Annotated in this window: 17 protein-coding genes; 4 read left to right on the top strand and 13 right to left on the bottom strand. The window is 71.1% G+C overall.

From position 1 onward, the window contains the following. Nucleotides 1–136: 136 nt before the first annotated feature. Nucleotides 137–580, top strand: a complete 444-nt coding sequence (locus tag ACX80W_RS09390) for an eCIS core domain-containing protein (protein WP_459282570.1) — start codon at nt 137–139, stop codon at nt 578–580. Nucleotides 581–636: 56 nt separating this feature from the next. Here the strand turns inward: ACX80W_RS09390 and pcp are convergent, their stop codons facing one another. Further along, nucleotides 637–1,275 (bottom strand): pyroglutamyl-peptidase I, encoded by a 639-nt coding sequence (pcp, locus tag ACX80W_RS09385; protein ID WP_459282568.1) that lies wholly within the window; start codon nt 1,273–1,275, stop codon nt 637–639. A gap of 69 nt (nt 1,276–1,344) precedes the next feature. On the opposite strand from pcp, the gene ACX80W_RS09380 reads away from it, so the two are divergent. After that, nucleotides 1,345–2,448 carry an Rv2578c family radical SAM protein gene (locus tag ACX80W_RS09380; protein ID WP_459282566.1) on the top strand — a complete coding sequence of 368 codons (1,104 nt, stop codon included), beginning with the start codon at nt 1,345–1,347 and terminating at the stop codon, nt 2,446–2,448. Here the strand turns inward: ACX80W_RS09380 and ACX80W_RS09375 are convergent. Both ACX80W_RS09375 and ACX80W_RS09370 read right to left on the bottom strand, forming a co-directional pair. Next, a complete protein-coding gene (locus ACX80W_RS09375; RefSeq protein WP_459282565.1) occupies nt 2,413–2,901 on the bottom strand; it encodes a (deoxy)nucleoside triphosphate pyrophosphohydrolase in 489 nt (162 codons plus the stop codon). The two genes, ACX80W_RS09380 and ACX80W_RS09375, sit on opposite strands and share 36 nt — an antisense overlap. Nucleotides 2,902–2,940: 39 nt before the next feature. Next, nucleotides 2,941–3,186 carry a hypothetical protein gene (locus ACX80W_RS09370; protein WP_459282563.1) on the bottom strand — a complete coding sequence of 82 codons (246 nt, stop codon included), beginning with the start codon at nt 3,184–3,186 and terminating at the stop codon, nt 2,941–2,943. A 191-nt stretch (nt 3,187–3,377) separates the two neighbouring features. Between ACX80W_RS09370 and ACX80W_RS09365 the strand changes: the two genes are divergently transcribed. Continuing rightward, nucleotides 3,378–4,601, top strand: a complete 1,224-nt coding sequence (locus tag ACX80W_RS09365; RefSeq protein ID WP_459282561.1) for an MFS transporter — start codon at nt 3,378–3,380, stop codon at nt 4,599–4,601. A gap of 140 nt (nt 4,602–4,741) precedes the next feature. Here the strand turns inward: ACX80W_RS09365 and ACX80W_RS09360 are convergent, their stop codons facing one another. The 4 genes from ACX80W_RS09360 to infC form a co-directional block, all read right to left on the bottom strand. Beyond that, a complete protein-coding gene (locus tag ACX80W_RS09360) occupies nt 4,742–5,692 on the bottom strand; it encodes a TrmH family RNA methyltransferase (protein WP_459282559.1) in 951 nt (316 codons plus the stop codon). A gap of 39 nt (nt 5,693–5,731) precedes the next feature. Then, nucleotides 5,732–6,172 carry a 50S ribosomal protein L20 gene (gene rplT, locus ACX80W_RS09355; RefSeq protein ID WP_459282557.1) on the bottom strand — a complete coding sequence of 147 codons (441 nt, stop codon included), beginning with the start codon at nt 6,170–6,172 and terminating at the stop codon, nt 5,732–5,734. Nucleotides 6,173–6,265: 93 nt separating this feature from the next. After that, nucleotides 6,266–6,460: a 50S ribosomal protein L35 gene (gene rpmI, locus ACX80W_RS09350; RefSeq protein ID WP_120166546.1), complete on the bottom strand. Its 195-nt coding sequence runs from the start codon at nt 6,458–6,460 to the stop codon at nt 6,266–6,268. 115 nt (nt 6,461–6,575) lie between these two features. Next, nucleotides 6,576–7,637, bottom strand: a complete 1,062-nt coding sequence (gene infC / locus ACX80W_RS09345; protein ID WP_459282555.1) for a translation initiation factor IF-3 — start codon at nt 7,635–7,637, stop codon at nt 6,576–6,578. Nucleotides 7,638–7,989: 352 nt separating this feature from the next. Between infC and ACX80W_RS09340 the strand changes: the two genes are divergently transcribed. Further along, a complete protein-coding gene (locus tag ACX80W_RS09340; protein ID WP_459282553.1) occupies nt 7,990–8,445 on the top strand; it encodes a DUF1844 domain-containing protein in 456 nt (151 codons plus the stop codon). A gap of 171 nt (nt 8,446–8,616) precedes the next feature. Here ACX80W_RS09340 and ACX80W_RS09335 read toward each other — a convergent pair whose 3' ends face one another. From ACX80W_RS09335 to hisB, 6 genes are all read right to left on the bottom strand, one after another. After that, nucleotides 8,617–9,924 carry an MFS transporter gene (locus ACX80W_RS09335; RefSeq protein WP_459282551.1) on the bottom strand — a complete coding sequence of 436 codons (1,308 nt, stop codon included), beginning with the start codon at nt 9,922–9,924 and terminating at the stop codon, nt 8,617–8,619. Nucleotides 9,925–9,954: 30 nt separating this feature from the next. Beyond that, nucleotides 9,955–10,794 (bottom strand): SseB family protein, encoded by an 840-nt coding sequence (locus ACX80W_RS09330; RefSeq protein ID WP_459282549.1) that lies wholly within the window; start codon nt 10,792–10,794, stop codon nt 9,955–9,957. Then, nucleotides 10,791–11,549 carry a bifunctional 1-(5-phosphoribosyl)-5-((5-phosphoribosylamino)methylideneamino)imidazole-4-carboxamide isomerase/phosphoribosylanthranilate isomerase PriA gene (priA, locus tag ACX80W_RS09325; protein ID WP_459282547.1) on the bottom strand — a complete coding sequence of 253 codons (759 nt, stop codon included), beginning with the start codon at nt 11,547–11,549 and terminating at the stop codon, nt 10,791–10,793. The genes ACX80W_RS09330 and priA overlap by 4 nt, the downstream gene beginning before the upstream one ends. A gap of 139 nt (nt 11,550–11,688) precedes the next feature. Beyond that, nucleotides 11,689–11,844: a CG2302 family histidine operon protein gene (locus tag ACX80W_RS09320; protein WP_459282546.1), complete on the bottom strand. Its 156-nt coding sequence runs from the start codon at nt 11,842–11,844 to the stop codon at nt 11,689–11,691. A 2-nt stretch (nt 11,845–11,846) separates the two neighbouring features. After that, a complete protein-coding gene (hisH, locus tag ACX80W_RS09315) occupies nt 11,847–12,485 on the bottom strand; it encodes an imidazole glycerol phosphate synthase subunit HisH (RefSeq protein ID WP_459282545.1) in 639 nt (212 codons plus the stop codon). Continuing rightward, nucleotides 12,482–13,099 carry an imidazoleglycerol-phosphate dehydratase HisB gene (gene hisB, locus ACX80W_RS09310; protein WP_459282543.1) on the bottom strand — a complete coding sequence of 206 codons (618 nt, stop codon included), beginning with the start codon at nt 13,097–13,099 and terminating at the stop codon, nt 12,482–12,484. Before hisB ends, hisH begins: the two co-directional genes overlap by 4 nt. Nucleotides 13,100–13,143 lie beyond the last annotated feature (44 nt).

Raw genomic sequence — 13,143 nt, 5'->3', positions numbered from 1 at the left:
TTACCTAGCACTCTCGTTTGCGGGTCCGGCGGACGCAGGAGGCCTGCGGAGCCGTTCGGGGAAGATCCGGGGGCGGCGGTGGAACTTCAGCTTCCCGGCATGGCCAGTCTAATTGACCGGGAACTAGGATAACCGCATGAACTCCGGCGGCGCCGTGGCCAGCGCCCTGAACTGGGTCAACCTCTCGACCCCCTGCGCCCTGCTGCTCGCCCGGGCCAAGGGGTGCACCCTGTCGGCCGGGCCGGGTGGACTCATCATCGCCGAGGGCTGGACCGGCCGGCTGCCCATCGCCCGGGCCTTCACCGTGGGCAGCGTCGTATTCCTGCGCGGGCCCCGCTCACGGGCGGGAACGGCCCTGCTCGCCCACGAGGCCCGGCACAGCGTGCAGTACGCGGCGTGCCTGGGCCTGCCGTTCCTTCCGCTGTATTTCGCCGCCGCCGCCTGGTCGGTGCTGCGCACCGGCGACCCCGCCTCGCTCAACCCCTTCGAACGCCGTGCCGGCCTGGCCGACGGCGGCTACCGGGAGCGGCCCGTCCGCGGCCTGCGCGCCGCCGCGGCGGCGGTGATCCGCCGGCGCTGAGGACGAACCGACCCTGATCCCCCGGAGCCGGCCGCCGCGGCTTCGAGTATCCAGGGCTAGTGTTCGGCGCCGGCGGGGACCTCGATGTCGACGGGGTTCTCCAGCGCGGTCACGGCGATCAGGGCGAGCGCGAAGGCCATCTGCCCGACGTCGAGCCCCGGCTTGCCGTGCACCGCCCCCTGCCCGGTTGAGTACGGCACGTGCACGAAGCCCCCGGTGATGCCTTCCCGCGAGGCGAGCAGATCCATCAGGGCGTAGAAGGTCGCGTTGCAGACATAGGTGCCGGCCGTCTGGGAAACCTCGACGGGGATCCCTGCGCCGGTCAGGTTTTCCAGGGCCGCCTTGATCGGGAGCGTCGTGAAGTACGCCGCGGGGCCGCCGCCGCGCACCGGGCGGTCGACGGGCCGCTCCCCGCGGTTGTCCGGAAGGCGCGCGTCGATGACGTTGATCGCCACCCGCTCCAGGGAGATGGCGCTGCGGCCGCCCGCCTGCCCCGCGCACAGCACGAGGCGGGGCTGGAACTGCTCAAGGGCGGCGGCAAGGGCCACCGGTGCCTCCGCGAAGGAACACGGCAGCTCGACCGCGGCCGCCTCGTACCCTTCGGACGCCAGCCGGTCGGCGGCGCGGCGGGCCGCCGTCCAGGAGGGATTGGTGGCCTCACCGCCAAACGGCTCGAAGCCGGTCAGGAGGATCATGGAACAAGCGTAGGGCATCGGCTGCCGCCCACCCCTGCTTTTGTGTCGAATATGTGTTCTAATTTCCTCATGCGTTGGGATGCCCAGAAGACCGCACCGGCCCTGCCGGTGGCCGGCACCGAGCCCCTGCTGCCCCTCGCCGGGTTGGTCCGCACTGTGCGCACCCCGGAGTTCGCCGGCATCACCTTCCACGAGGTCGTCTCCAAGTCCGTGCTGAACCGGGTCCATGAGGGCTCCGGCATGCCCTTTTCCTGGACGATCAACCCGTACCGCGGCTGTTCCCACGCCTGTGTCTACTGCTTCGCCCGCAAGACCCACAGCTACCTCAACCTCGATGCGGGGCTCGACTTCGATTCGCAGCTCGTCGTGAAGACCAATGCCCCGGAGGTGCTCCGCAGGGAACTGGCCCGGCCCTCCTGGCGGCACGAGCACGTGGCCATGGGGACCAACACCGACCCCTACCAGCGGGCCGAGGGGCGCTACCGCCTGATGCCCGGCATCATCACCGCGCTCGCGGACTCCGGGACGCCGTTTTCGATCCTGACCAAGGGCACGTTGCTGGCGCGGGACATTCCGCTGCTGACGGCCGCGGCCGGCTCGGTCCCGGTGGGGATGGGCATCTCCCTGGCGCTCACCGACGCCGCCCTGGCCGAGGCGGTGGAGCCCGGGACGCCGTCGCCGAAGGCGCGTCTTGGACTCATCCGCCGGCTTCGGGACGCGGGCCTGCCCTGCGGAGTGATGGCGATGCCGATCCTGCCGTGGCTCACCGACTCCGACGAGGCCCTCGATTCACTCTTCGGTGCGCTGGCCGGGGCGGGCGCAACCGGGGTGAGCGCCGGTCCGCTCCATCTGCGCCCGGGGGCGCGCGAATGGTTCCTGGGCTGGCTTTCGAGGCATCACCCGCACCTGGTCCCGCGCTACCGGGAGCTCTACGGGGGCGGCTCCTACGCCTCCAAGGAGTACACGCAGTGGCTCACCGGGAGGATCCGCCACTTCCGGAGGGCCCATGGCCTTCGGGCCGGAGCCGGTTTCCTGCGCAACCTGCGGACGGAGGACCGTCGGGAAGGCGCGGCGCCCACCCCGGCGGGCGCGCCGGCACCCAGGCCGCCCGGGCGCCCGCGTCGGCCCGGTGCGCCCTCAGCCGGGGTTCCGGCGGAACCGACCCTGTTCTAGCGGCTCCTCTGAGCGCACCAGCTCGAGGAGCGCGTCGACGATGGGGCGGTCGGCCGGGATCCACGGGAGTGCCTCCAGTGCCCCCGCGTCTGCCAGCCCGATCCAGCGCAGTTCGTCATGGTCCTCAAGGGGGCGCGGGTCGCCGGAGGCCACCTCGGCGAGCCAGACGCGCATCACGGCCGAGGCATTGAGCGGCCACCCGCCGGGCAGGGGGCCGGTGAGCTCGGGACCGAGGTCCGCCTCGACGCCCAGTTCCTCCCTCAGTTCACGGTGGAGGGCGTCGGTGCAGGCCTCTCCGGGTTCGACCTTGCCGCCCGGGAACTCCCACATGCCGGCGAACTGCTCGGGCGCCGTCCGGCGGGCGACGAGGAGGGCCGTGGGCCGGGCCAGGGAGTCCACGATGGCGGCGCCGACGATCTGGCGCACCGCGGGGGGCGTTTCGCGTAGGGTCACGCGTCGAGTCTAACCAGCGTCCGGACCGGGGCCGGCGCCTCAGCTCTCCTCGGGGTGGACGAGCCGCCCGTCGCCCGGCTCGTCGAAGTGCTCCGGATTGTCCTCATGCCGATATTCGCCGTGCGGGCTCAGCCCGGGAACGAACTGCCCCGCATTGAGCTGGGTCGAGGTGTAGGCCTCCTCCGAGAACTCCCCGGTGGTCCCGTGCCCGGCTTCCAGAAGGTTGATGTCCTCCCGGAGGTGCTCGCTCTCCGGCAACTGGTCTTTCGGGTGAAACCAACTCATGGATAAAGCCAACCAGACCTCACCGCTTTGCACCAGAACTCCGGGCCCCGCCACCACGCGGAGTCCGGACCCGCCGCTTCTGTGACCCATCCAACCCGCGTGCCGCACCCGCTCCCGTTACAGTGGGGGAAGACAACGGCGTCAAGTGCCGGAGCTCCGGCGCCGATTTCTCCTTCCGCCGAAAGTCGTTCATGTCTTCCTCCCGGTCCGCCGCCGCCATTTCGCCCCGCCAGCTGGGCCTCGCCATCGCCGCCCTCGCCGTCGGGGGCTTCGCCATCGGCACCACCGAATTCGCCATCATGGGGCTCCTGCAGGAAATGGTCGATGACCTCGGCCTCAGCTACAGCCAGGGCGGCCACGTCATCTCCGCCTACGCCATCGGCGTGGTGGTCGGCGCCCCGGTCCTGGCGACGCTCGGCGCGCGCAGGCGCCAGCGCACCATGGCCGTGGTCCTGATGGGCGTTTTCACCCTGGGCAACCTCTTCTCGTTCCTGGCCGCCGGCTACGGCTGGCTGCTGCTCTCCCGGTTCCTCTCCGGGCTCCCCCACGGCGCCTACTTCGGGGTGGCCGCCGTGATCGCCGCCTCGCTGGCCAAGCCGACCCGGCGGGCGTGGGCGATCTCGATGGTCATGGTCGGCCTCAGTGTCGCCAACGTGATCGGGGTGCCCTTCGCCACCTGGCTCGGCCAGCAGTTCGGGTGGCGCACGATGTTCCTGCTGGTCGTGGTGACCGGCGTCGCCACGGTCCTGCTGGTCCTGAAGTTCGTCCCGCTGCAGGAGGTGCACCCGGACGCGAGCATCCGCAGCGAACTCTCCGCCCTGCGCCGTCCGCAGATGTGGATGACCCTGCTGATCGGCACCGTCGGCTTCGGGGGGTTCTTCGCCGTCTACTCCTTCATTGCGCCGATCATCACCGAGGTCACCGAACTGCCCGCAGGCATCCTGCCGCTGGTGGTCGCGCTGTACGGGATCGGGATGCTCGTCGGGAACGTCGTGGGCGGGCGGATCGCGGACCGGTCCGTCCTGGGCAGCATCTACGCGGTGATGGCGGTCATCGTCGTCGTGCTCGTCCTCTTTCCGCTGGCGATGCGCTACCCGCCGACGGCTTTCCTCTTCGTCTTCCTGGTGGGGGCCAGCGGGGCCTCCCTCATCCCTTCGCTCCAGACGCGGCTCCTCGATGTCTCCCCCGGTGCACCCTCGCTCGCCTCCTCGCTGAACCACGCCGCCCTCAATATCGCCAACGCACTCGGCGCGGCGCTCGGCGGCGCGGTGATCGCCGCGGGCTGGGGATTCACCGCGCCGGCCCTGATTGGTGCGGGGCTGGCCGTCGTGGGCCTGCTGGTGGCGCTCTCGAGCGGCAGGATGGACGCCCGTCAGGCCCGGAGCGCCGCGCGTACGCTCGAGGCGGTCGGCTAGGCACTCAGGCATGCGCGGGCGCAGTACGGGCTCAGGCGGGGCGGGACGAAATACCGCACCACGGTTGCGTGCTCCGCTCAGGCCGGTACGGGTTCAGGCGGGGCCGGACCGAAATACCGCAGGACGGGTGCGTGCTCCGCTCAGGCCGGCGCGGGACCGCCCGCCGGCCGGCGCTGGGCCCGGGCCGAGGCGTAGAGGCACACAGTGGCGGCGGTACCGACATTGAGGCTTTCCGCCTGCCCGTAGACGGGCACGGCGACCCGGTGCCCGGCCGCCTCGACGAGTTCGCGCGGCAGGCCCTGGGCCTCGTTGCCGAAGAGCCAGGCGGTTGGCTCCTCGAGCCGGGCGCGGCTCCCTACGGTGGTGCCCGCAGTGGCTGCGTCACCGCCCGCGCCGAGGCGGCGTGCCGAAGATTCATCCTGCAGCGCATCGAGGTCGACGTCGCCGTACCCGTCCGCCGCGAGGACCGTGAGGGAGTGCTCCGCCAGAGCGGCGAGGACCAGGTCCCGGTCGGCGCCGAGCACCACGGGCAGGTGGAACAGCGACCCGGCGGTGGAGCGCACCGCCTTGGGATTGTAGAGATCGACGCTTGAGGCCGTGAGGATCACGGCGTCCGCGCCGGCGGAATCGGCTGCGCGGAGGATGGTGCCGGCGTTGCCCGGGTCGCGGACCTCGACGAGCACCGCCAGGAGCCGGGGGCGCCCGGCGAGCACGGTTTCAAGCGGCACGTCGATGAAATGGCACACCGCGATGAGGCCCTGGGGCGTGACCGTTGAGGACATTCCGGCGAGGACCTCCTCGGTCACCAGCCGGGGGGCCGGCAGGCCCGGTGCGTCGGCGAGGGCGGCGATGTCCGGGTTCCGCTCAAGCCCCGTCTCGGTGGCATAGAGGTCGGTGACGACCTCCGGCCCGCCGGACGCCGCGCGCGCCGCGTGGAGCCGGAGCGCCTCCCGGACCGCCTGCGGGCCCTCGGCGAGGAACTGCCGCCGCTTTAAACGCGCCGGACGCCCCGCAAGCCGCGCGACCTCCTTCACCCGATCGGCTCGGGGGTTGGTCATCGCTGGTGCCTGGGGGCGTCCGGATCCATTCATGAAATTGCAGGCTGCCGCCGGACGTGCCGGCGGGGAAGCCTAGGCCTTCGCTGCAGCCTTGGCCTTGGTGGCGCGGGGCGCCTTGACGACCTTCTCCTCCGCGACCGCGGGAGCCGAGGTGTCGGCGGGCAGGGCGGCCTTGGCGAGGGAAACCAGCGTGGCGAACGCGGCGGCGTCGGTGACGGCCAGGTCGGCGAGCATGCGGCGGTCCACCTGGATCTCGGCGGCCTTCAGGCCCTGGATCAGGCGGTTGTAGGTGAGGCCGTTCGCGCGGGACGCAGCGTTGATGCGCTGGATCCAGAGGCGGCGGAAGTCGCCCTTGCGCTTGCGGCGGTCACCGTAGCTGTACACGAACGAGTGCAGCAGCTGCTCTTTGGCCTTGCGGTACAGGCGCGAACGCTGTCCGCGGTAGCCCTTGGCGCGCTCAAGAATAACCCGACGCTTTTTGTGGGCGTTTACCGCCCGCTTCACACGTGCCACGTGCGTACTCCTTCAGTAGTTCGTCCGTCCGGCCTGCTGGCCCCGGCGCTGTCCGCGGTGCGGTGCGCCTGAAACGGAAAGGTTGGTGTGGTCTTAGACGCCCAGCATCTTCTTGATGACCTTGGTGTCGGCCTTCGAGACGATCTTGTCGCTGGCCAGACGGCGGGTCAGCGTCGAGGACTTGTGCTCGAGGTAGTGGCGGCGGTTGGCCTGCTGGCGCTTCAGCTTGCCGCTGCCGGTCAGCTTGAAGCGCTTCTTGGCGCCACTGTGGGTCTTCATCTTCGGCATGGGAACCGATCTCCTTCTGCTAGCCGCGGACGGGTGTCAGCGGTGGGACGGCGCCCGGGGGCGCCTGCGGTTTTACTTGGTCACCCGGAAGGGGATTCCAAGAGCTGGGAAATTCCTACTCGGAAGTTCCAGGCTTCGGCCGGCTCGACGGGCTCTTCGACGGAGCCGTCCTTCCGGCAGGCTTGGGTGCGGCGGCGGGCTTGGGGACCGCCATCGGCTTCGGTGCACCGCCCGGCTTGGGCGCCGACATCGGCTTCGGGGCCGCGGCCGGTGCAGCCTGCGCGGCCGGTTTCGCCTCCGGCCGTGCTGCGGCCGGCTTTGACGGCGCTGCCGCGGGCTTCGACGGCGCGGCCGCGGGCCGGGCAGCCCGGGCGGGCGCCTGCCGCGGGGCCGGCGCCTTGGCGGGCTCGGCGGCCGGCGCTGCCGGCTCGACGGCGGGTGCCGCCGGCTCGACGGCCGGAGCTGCCTCCTGGACGGGAGTCGCGGGCTCGGGGGCCGCGGGCGCCGCCTCGGCGGGGGCTGCGGCCTCCGCCGGCTGGCTTCCGGTGATCGAGTAGCCCTCGGGCAGCAGGTCCGCGAGGGTCTGCGTCAGCGGAGCGCCACTGGCACCCGAGACGTCGACCCGGGGGGTGCCCGACTTGGCCGCCTCGTTCGCCGCCTTGGCGTCGGCGCGCTGCGTGGCGCGGCGGGCCTCGGCCTTCGCCTCGGCCTTGTTCTTGACCGGGCCGATCACCATGACCATGTTGCGGCCGTCGATCCTCGGCGAAGATTCGACGACGCCGACCTCGGCGACATCCTCGGCGAATCGCTGCAGCAGTCGGATGCCCATTTCGGGGCGCTGCTGTTCGCGGCCGCGGAACTGGATCATGGCCTTGACCTTGTCGCCCGCGCCGAGGAACCGGATGGCGTGTCCGCGCTTGGTCTCGTAGTCGTGGGTGTCGATCTTCAGGCGGAAGCGGATTTCCTTCAGGACCGTGTTGGTCTGGTTTTTCCGCGCTTCGCGCGCCTTGACCGCGGCTTCGTACTTGTACTTGCCAAAATCCATGAGCTTGGCGACCGGAGGCTTGGCCTGCGGTGCAACCTCAACAAGATCCAGGTCGGACTCGGCGGCAAGTCGGAGTGCGTCCTCGATACGGACAATTCCTACCTGTTCGCCGGCAGGTCCAACCAACCGCACCTCGGAAACGCGGATACGATCATTGATTCTTGGCTCGCTAATGTGTAGCTCCTGTTTGTTCGAAACCTGTAAAACCGCCTGCACATGGAGAAGGCCTCCAATCGCATGCGCAATCGAAGGCCTCGGGTATCAGTGCGGCGGACCTGCCCGGCAGATACCGGCATGTCGTCAGGCACGCATCGCGCCTGCTGCACCGACCTGGACCCGGCTGCCTGAAGCGCTTCCCGAAGAAGCACCAGGCAATCGCGGGTGGGAGAGGACTCCGCTTGCATCCTGCACGTGTCTTTTCCCATACCCGCGAAGGGGCGCCGGGAGTAACGACGTGCAGTTGGTCTGTGACAAGCTTACCAGTATGAGCACTCCGAACAGCAATCCCGCCGAAACCGGGCCGGGCACCCCCGCTTCCGCCTCCGACCCCTCTCCGATCCGCCGCAGCTTCGCCGATGAAACGGTGCCGCAGGATGGCGCCGGGGACGAGGTCCGCCAGCACATGCGCGACATCGCCGAAGTGGCGGCCGTGGAGGTCATCACCACCTCGGCCGTGCACCTGATGAGTGCCGCCGCCGTCAAGTGCGGGCTGGCCGCCGGAGACGACGCGGAGGAACTCAAGGACCTCGATGAGGCGCGGAAGCTCATCACCGCCCTGGCCGGTTTCGTGACGGCCGCGGCTCCGGAGATCGGAAGCCAGCACGCCGGACCGTTGCGCGACGGCCTGCGCTCGCTGCAGTTGGCCTTCCGGGAGGCGTCGGTGATCCCCGACGCGCCGGGCAAGGGCCCGGGCGAGAAGTTCACCGGCCCGGTCAACTAGGACCATCCTTCCGGCGGCCGGCCCACCACGGGCCGGCCGCCGCTGCGTTTAACGGCCCGGGCCCCGCAGCTCCGCCGCCGGTGGTGCTGTTGTCGCCTGGTGCTGCGGCCGGTGCTGCTTCCGGCGGGCGCTGGTGCTGCTGCCCGCCGGTGCCGCTTCCGGCCGGTCCTGTCAGCCGACGGGCGCCCGGCGCCGCCGCACCTGCTGGGCGGCGAGGCCGGCGGTCCCGATGAGTGCAGCGGCCCCACCGACGGCGACGAAACCGCCCCACGGACCCACCGCGTCGATCAGGACCCCGGCGAGCGGGGCCCCGACGGCCACCCCCGACGTCAGCGCCGAACCGTACCAGCCCATCGCCTCTCCCCTGCGCTTCTCCGGCACGAGGTCCGCCACCTTCTCCGAGGCCGCCGACAGCACCGGCGCGCAGAGCAGGCCCGGTGCGATGGAGAGCAGGCTCAGGGAGACGGTGTCGGTGGCGAACGCCATGGGAATCGTCAGCACGCCCATGCCGAGCAGCAGCACGAGCGGCGAGATCGGTTTGTGCAGGGCCCCGTAGAGCAGCCCGCCCACGATCGAGGCGGCGCACCAGGCGGCGAACACCAGGCCGAGCTGCCCCTCCCGCCCGGTCTGTTCGAGGGTCGCGATGATGCCAACCTCGGTGCCGGAAAGCGCGAGGCCGGCTCCGGCGGCGACGGCCATGACGACGGCCAGCGGAATGGTGACCCAGGTGAACCGGGAGCCCACCCTGCCGCCCACCCGGCGCAGCACGGGCACCGCCGCGCGCGGCACGAGTTCGGCCGAGGCCTCGTTGACGCGGGCGGGCGCCGCAGCCACCACCGACTCGACCGCCAGGGCCTGGTCCTCGGACTCGCTCGGCGCGGGAAGCGCCCCGGGCTGCCCGGTCCGGGTCGGCGGGTTGTAGATCATCAGCAGGATTCCCGCGGCGGCAGTGGCGAAGCCCACCAGGGTCAGGCCGAGCACCGTGGACACCTGCGTCGCGAGCACGATACCGACCGCCGGGCCCACCATGAAGATGGTTTCGGTGGAGATGGCGTCGAGGGTGAAGGCCGTGCGGCGGGACTGCCCCTCCACCAGCACGCCGAGCGACTGGCGCACCACGGAGAAGACCGGAAGGGTGAACAGCCCGCCCACGAGCGCCGCGAGCAGCAGCCATTCGTAGGGCAGCCGCGGGGCGACCGACCAGATGACGGCCTCGGCGATGACCGAGGGAATCAGCGCCTTCCGCAGTCCGACGCTGTCCACCCGCCGGCCGCGCCAGGGCGCGCCGACGGCGATCCCGATGGTGACGAGCGCGGCGACGGACCCCGCCGCGGCGTAGCCGCGGTCCAGGGTCTGGACGACATGCAGGGTCAGGAGGACCCCCGCGGCGGAGTGGGGGAACCGGGCGATCATGCCGACGAGCAGCAGCCTCCGGACAGGAACGATGCGCAGCAGTTCCAGGTAGACGGCAAAGTTCACGGCGGCATCTCTCTTGCTGATCCTTCGCGGTCAGCTGGTTATTCGGATCTCCAGGGAGTCGACACGCTCGACGAACTCCCGGCGGGCCTGCAGGGAGGCGCGCAGGCGCTCCACCAGGTCCCGGACGGCGGTCGGGCTGAGCCCGGGCTGCAGGCGGACGCTCATCCGAAGCTCGGGGCCGGCTCCGCCGCCGGAGACAAGCCTACCGCCAGCGGTCCGTGCAGGTACCCCGGACCCCGGCTCAAGCACGACGTCGACGACGGCCTCCTCGCCGCCGACGATCGGGGCGACGATGCCGCTCAGGTCGGGGCTCCGGTAGGACGGCGTCCAGGTCTCCTGCTGGGCCAGGGCCCACACCGCCGGGCGGCGCACCACGAAGGTGAAGTCGGCTCCCGGGTCCACCACGAGCAGTTCGGCCTTCTCGGCGACGGCGGCAAGGGCCGCGCGCGCAGCGTAGGCGGCCACCGGGCGGGCCTCGGAGTGCCACGCCGCGAGCAGGTCCGAGGAGGTGAACACCGGCAGCGCCGACCGGCCGTCCGGAGCCCGCAGCGTCACCAGGGCCATGTCGGCTTCCTTGTCGGTGGCGATCCCGTGGGCGCCCTCTGCGGTGCCGGCGAGCTGGGCCACGATGGGGATGAAGACCCGCGCCGGGGCCAGCGCCTGGATCACCTGCTCCTCACTGCCGGTGCCGCCGATCAGGGCCCGGACTGCGTCCGAGCAGCCGGGGTCGGCCTGCCCGTCGTCCTCGTCGAAGTTATGGAGTGGGTTTCCGCTGCCCGAAAGGTCACGTCCGGCCCAGGGCCGCCCGGCGGAGTCGGTTGTATTCCCCGCCAGGGCGGCCGCGATGTGTGCCGGGAGTTGGCGGGTCATTCCCGGGACGCCGGGCGCCCGGCAACATCCAGGGCCTGCGGCAGGGTGAACGCCCCGGCGTAGAGGGCCTTGCCGACGATCGCTCCCTCGAGGCCGCCGGGCACCAGCTGGCGCAGCGCCGCAATATCGTCGAGGGTGGAGATGCCCCCCGATGCCACGACCGGCCGGCTCGTCCGCTCGAGCACCTGCTCAAGGAGGGCTAGGTTCGGTCCCTGCAGGGTGCCGTCCTTGGTGACGTCGGTGACGACGTAACGGGCGCATCCGGCGTCTTCGAGCCGCTTCAGCACCTCCCACAGGTCCCCGCCCTCCTGGGTCCAGCCGCGGGCGGCCAGGGTGGTGCCGCGCACATCGAGGCCGACGGCGATCGCGTCGCCGTAGCGGGCGATGGCGCTGGCGGTCCATTCCGGGTTCTCGAGGGCGGCCGTGCCGAGGTTCACCCTGGTGGCCCCCAGGGAAAGGGCGGCGTCGAGCGACTCGTCGTCGCGGATTCCACCGGAGAGCTCCACCTTGATATCGAGCCTGCGGACGACCTTCTCGAGGAGCGGCCGGTTCGAGCCCCGCCCGAAGGCGGCGTCGAGGTCCACGAGGTGGACCCATTCGGCGCCGTCCTCCTGCCAGGCCAGCGCCGCGTCGAGGGGGTCCCCGTAGCTGGTTTCGCTGCCGGCGGCCCCCTGCACGAGGCGGACGGCCTGGCCGTCGGCGACGTCGACGGCGGGGAGGAGTTCCAGGTTGGGTGAGTCGGTGAACGGGCTCATGGGCTTCTTTCGGTGGACGGCGGCCGGTGGGCCGGATGGTGTGGGGGCAGGGGTCGGGATCGGGGACGGCGGAGGCGGGCGGGCGCCGGCCCGCTGGGGGCCCCGCCGCGCCTGCGCACCGCGTGGGGCCCAGCAGGGCCTACGCCTCCAGGGTGAAGAGGTACGCCCCGATGAGGGCCATGCCGGCGAGGACCCAGAAGCTGATGATGAGCGCCTTGGGAAAGCCCTGGGACCGGAAGGACAGCGCTCCGCCGATCAGCAGGCCGGCGACGCCCATCAGGATGACGCTGAGCACGGCTAGCCCACCCTGCCGATCCAGTTGCGCAGCAGTTGGGCTCCGGCGTCGCCGGATTTTTCGGGATGGAACTGGGTGGCCGAGAGCGGGCCGTTCTCGACGGCGGCGATGAACCGGCCGCCGTGGTCGGACCAGGTGACCTGCGGTGGCTTCATCATCGGCTGGCTGACGTCGAAGTCCCAGTGCTGGACCCCGTAGGAGTGGACGAAGTAGAACCGCTCGTCCTCGATGCCCCGAAAGAGCACCGAGCCCTCGGGCGGGCTGACGGTGTTCCACCCCATGTGGGGCACCACCTCGGCCTGGAGCCGCTCGACCTTGCCCGGCCACTCCCCCATCCCGGCGGTGCGCACCCCGTGCTCAACGCCTTCGTCGAAGAGGATCTGCAGGCCCACGCAGATGCCGAGGACGGGCCGTCCGCCGGCCACGCGGCGGCCGATGAGGCGCAGCGCATCGACATCCTTGAGGCCCTTCATCACGGCCGCGAAGGCCCCGACACCCGGCACGACGAGCCCGTCGGCGTTCAGCACGTCCTGCGATTTGGCGCTTAGGGTGACCTCGGCGCCGACGTGTTCGAGGGCCCGCACCACGGAGCGGACGTTGCCCGAGCCGTAGTCGAGCACCGTCACCTTGGGCGCGCTCACAGTGCCCCCTTCGTCGACGGAATGCCCTCGACCCGAGGGTCGGACTCCACCGCGGCCCGGAGGGCGCGCGCGAAGGCCTTGAACTGCGCCTCAACGATGTGGTGGGGGTCCCGGCCGGCGAGCACCGTCAGGTGCAGGCAGATCCCGGCGTGCAGCGCGATGGCCTCGAAGATGTGGCGCGTCAGCGACCCGGTGAAGTGGCCCCCGATGAGGTGGTATTCCTGGCCCGCCGGTTCGCCGCCGTGCACAAGGAACGGACGGCCCGAGATGTCGACGACGGCATTCGCCAGAGCCTCGTCGAGGGGAACCGTCGCCTCGCCGAAGCGCCGGATCCCGGCCTTGGTGCCCAGGGCCCCCCGCAGGGCCTCGCCGAAGGCGATGGCCGTGTCCTCGACGGTGTGGTGGACGTCGATGTGCGTATCGCCGGTGGCCTTCACCGTCAGGTCGATCAGGGAGTGCTTGGCGAGTGCGGTGAGCATGTGGTCATAGAACGGCACTGTGGTACTGATGTCCGAGGTACCCGTGCCGTCGAGGTTCACCTCGAGGTACACGCTGGATTCGCTGGTGGTCCGCTCGATCCGCGCGGTGCGGGCGGCGGAGATCTCCACGGTCATTGGTGTCCTTCGCTAGGGTTTTCGCATCGGTGCGGGCCGCCGTC

The organism is Arthrobacter melezitosi (assembly GCF_054511055.1).
Note: the sequence above shows the minus strand (reverse complement) of the source record. Positions and strands in the feature narration are given on the sequence as shown.

Excerpts from the sequence above, each read along its gene's own strand:
- ACX80W_RS09390 (WP_459282570.1), top strand. The coding sequence starts at position 137 with ATGAACTCCGGCGGCGCCGTGGCCAGCGCCCTGAACTGGGTCAACCTC.
- pcp (WP_459282568.1), bottom strand. The coding sequence starts at position 1,275 with ATGATCCTCCTGACCGGCTTCGAGCCGTTTGGCGGTGAGGCCACCAAT.
- ACX80W_RS09380 (WP_459282566.1), top strand. The coding sequence starts at position 1,345 with ATGCGTTGGGATGCCCAGAAGACCGCACCGGCCCTGCCGGTGGCCGGC.
- ACX80W_RS09370 (WP_459282563.1), bottom strand. The coding sequence starts at position 3,186 with ATGAGTTGGTTTCACCCGAAAGACCAGTTGCCGGAGAGCGAGCACCTC.
- ACX80W_RS09365 (WP_459282561.1), top strand. The coding sequence starts at position 3,378 with ATGTCTTCCTCCCGGTCCGCCGCCGCCATTTCGCCCCGCCAGCTGGGC.
- ACX80W_RS09360 (WP_459282559.1), bottom strand. The coding sequence starts at position 5,692 with ATGAATGGATCCGGACGCCCCCAGGCACCAGCGATGACCAACCCCCGA.
- rpmI (WP_120166546.1), bottom strand. The coding sequence starts at position 6,460 with ATGCCGAAGATGAAGACCCACAGTGGCGCCAAGAAGCGCTTCAAGCTG.
- ACX80W_RS09340 (WP_459282553.1), top strand. The coding sequence starts at position 7,990 with ATGAGCACTCCGAACAGCAATCCCGCCGAAACCGGGCCGGGCACCCCC.
- ACX80W_RS09330 (WP_459282549.1), bottom strand. The coding sequence starts at position 10,794 with ATGACCCGCCAACTCCCGGCACACATCGCGGCCGCCCTGGCGGGGAAT.
- priA (WP_459282547.1), bottom strand. The coding sequence starts at position 11,549 with ATGAGCCCGTTCACCGACTCACCCAACCTGGAACTCCTCCCCGCCGTC.
- hisB (WP_459282543.1), bottom strand. The coding sequence starts at position 13,099 with ATGACCGTGGAGATCTCCGCCGCCCGCACCGCGCGGATCGAGCGGACC.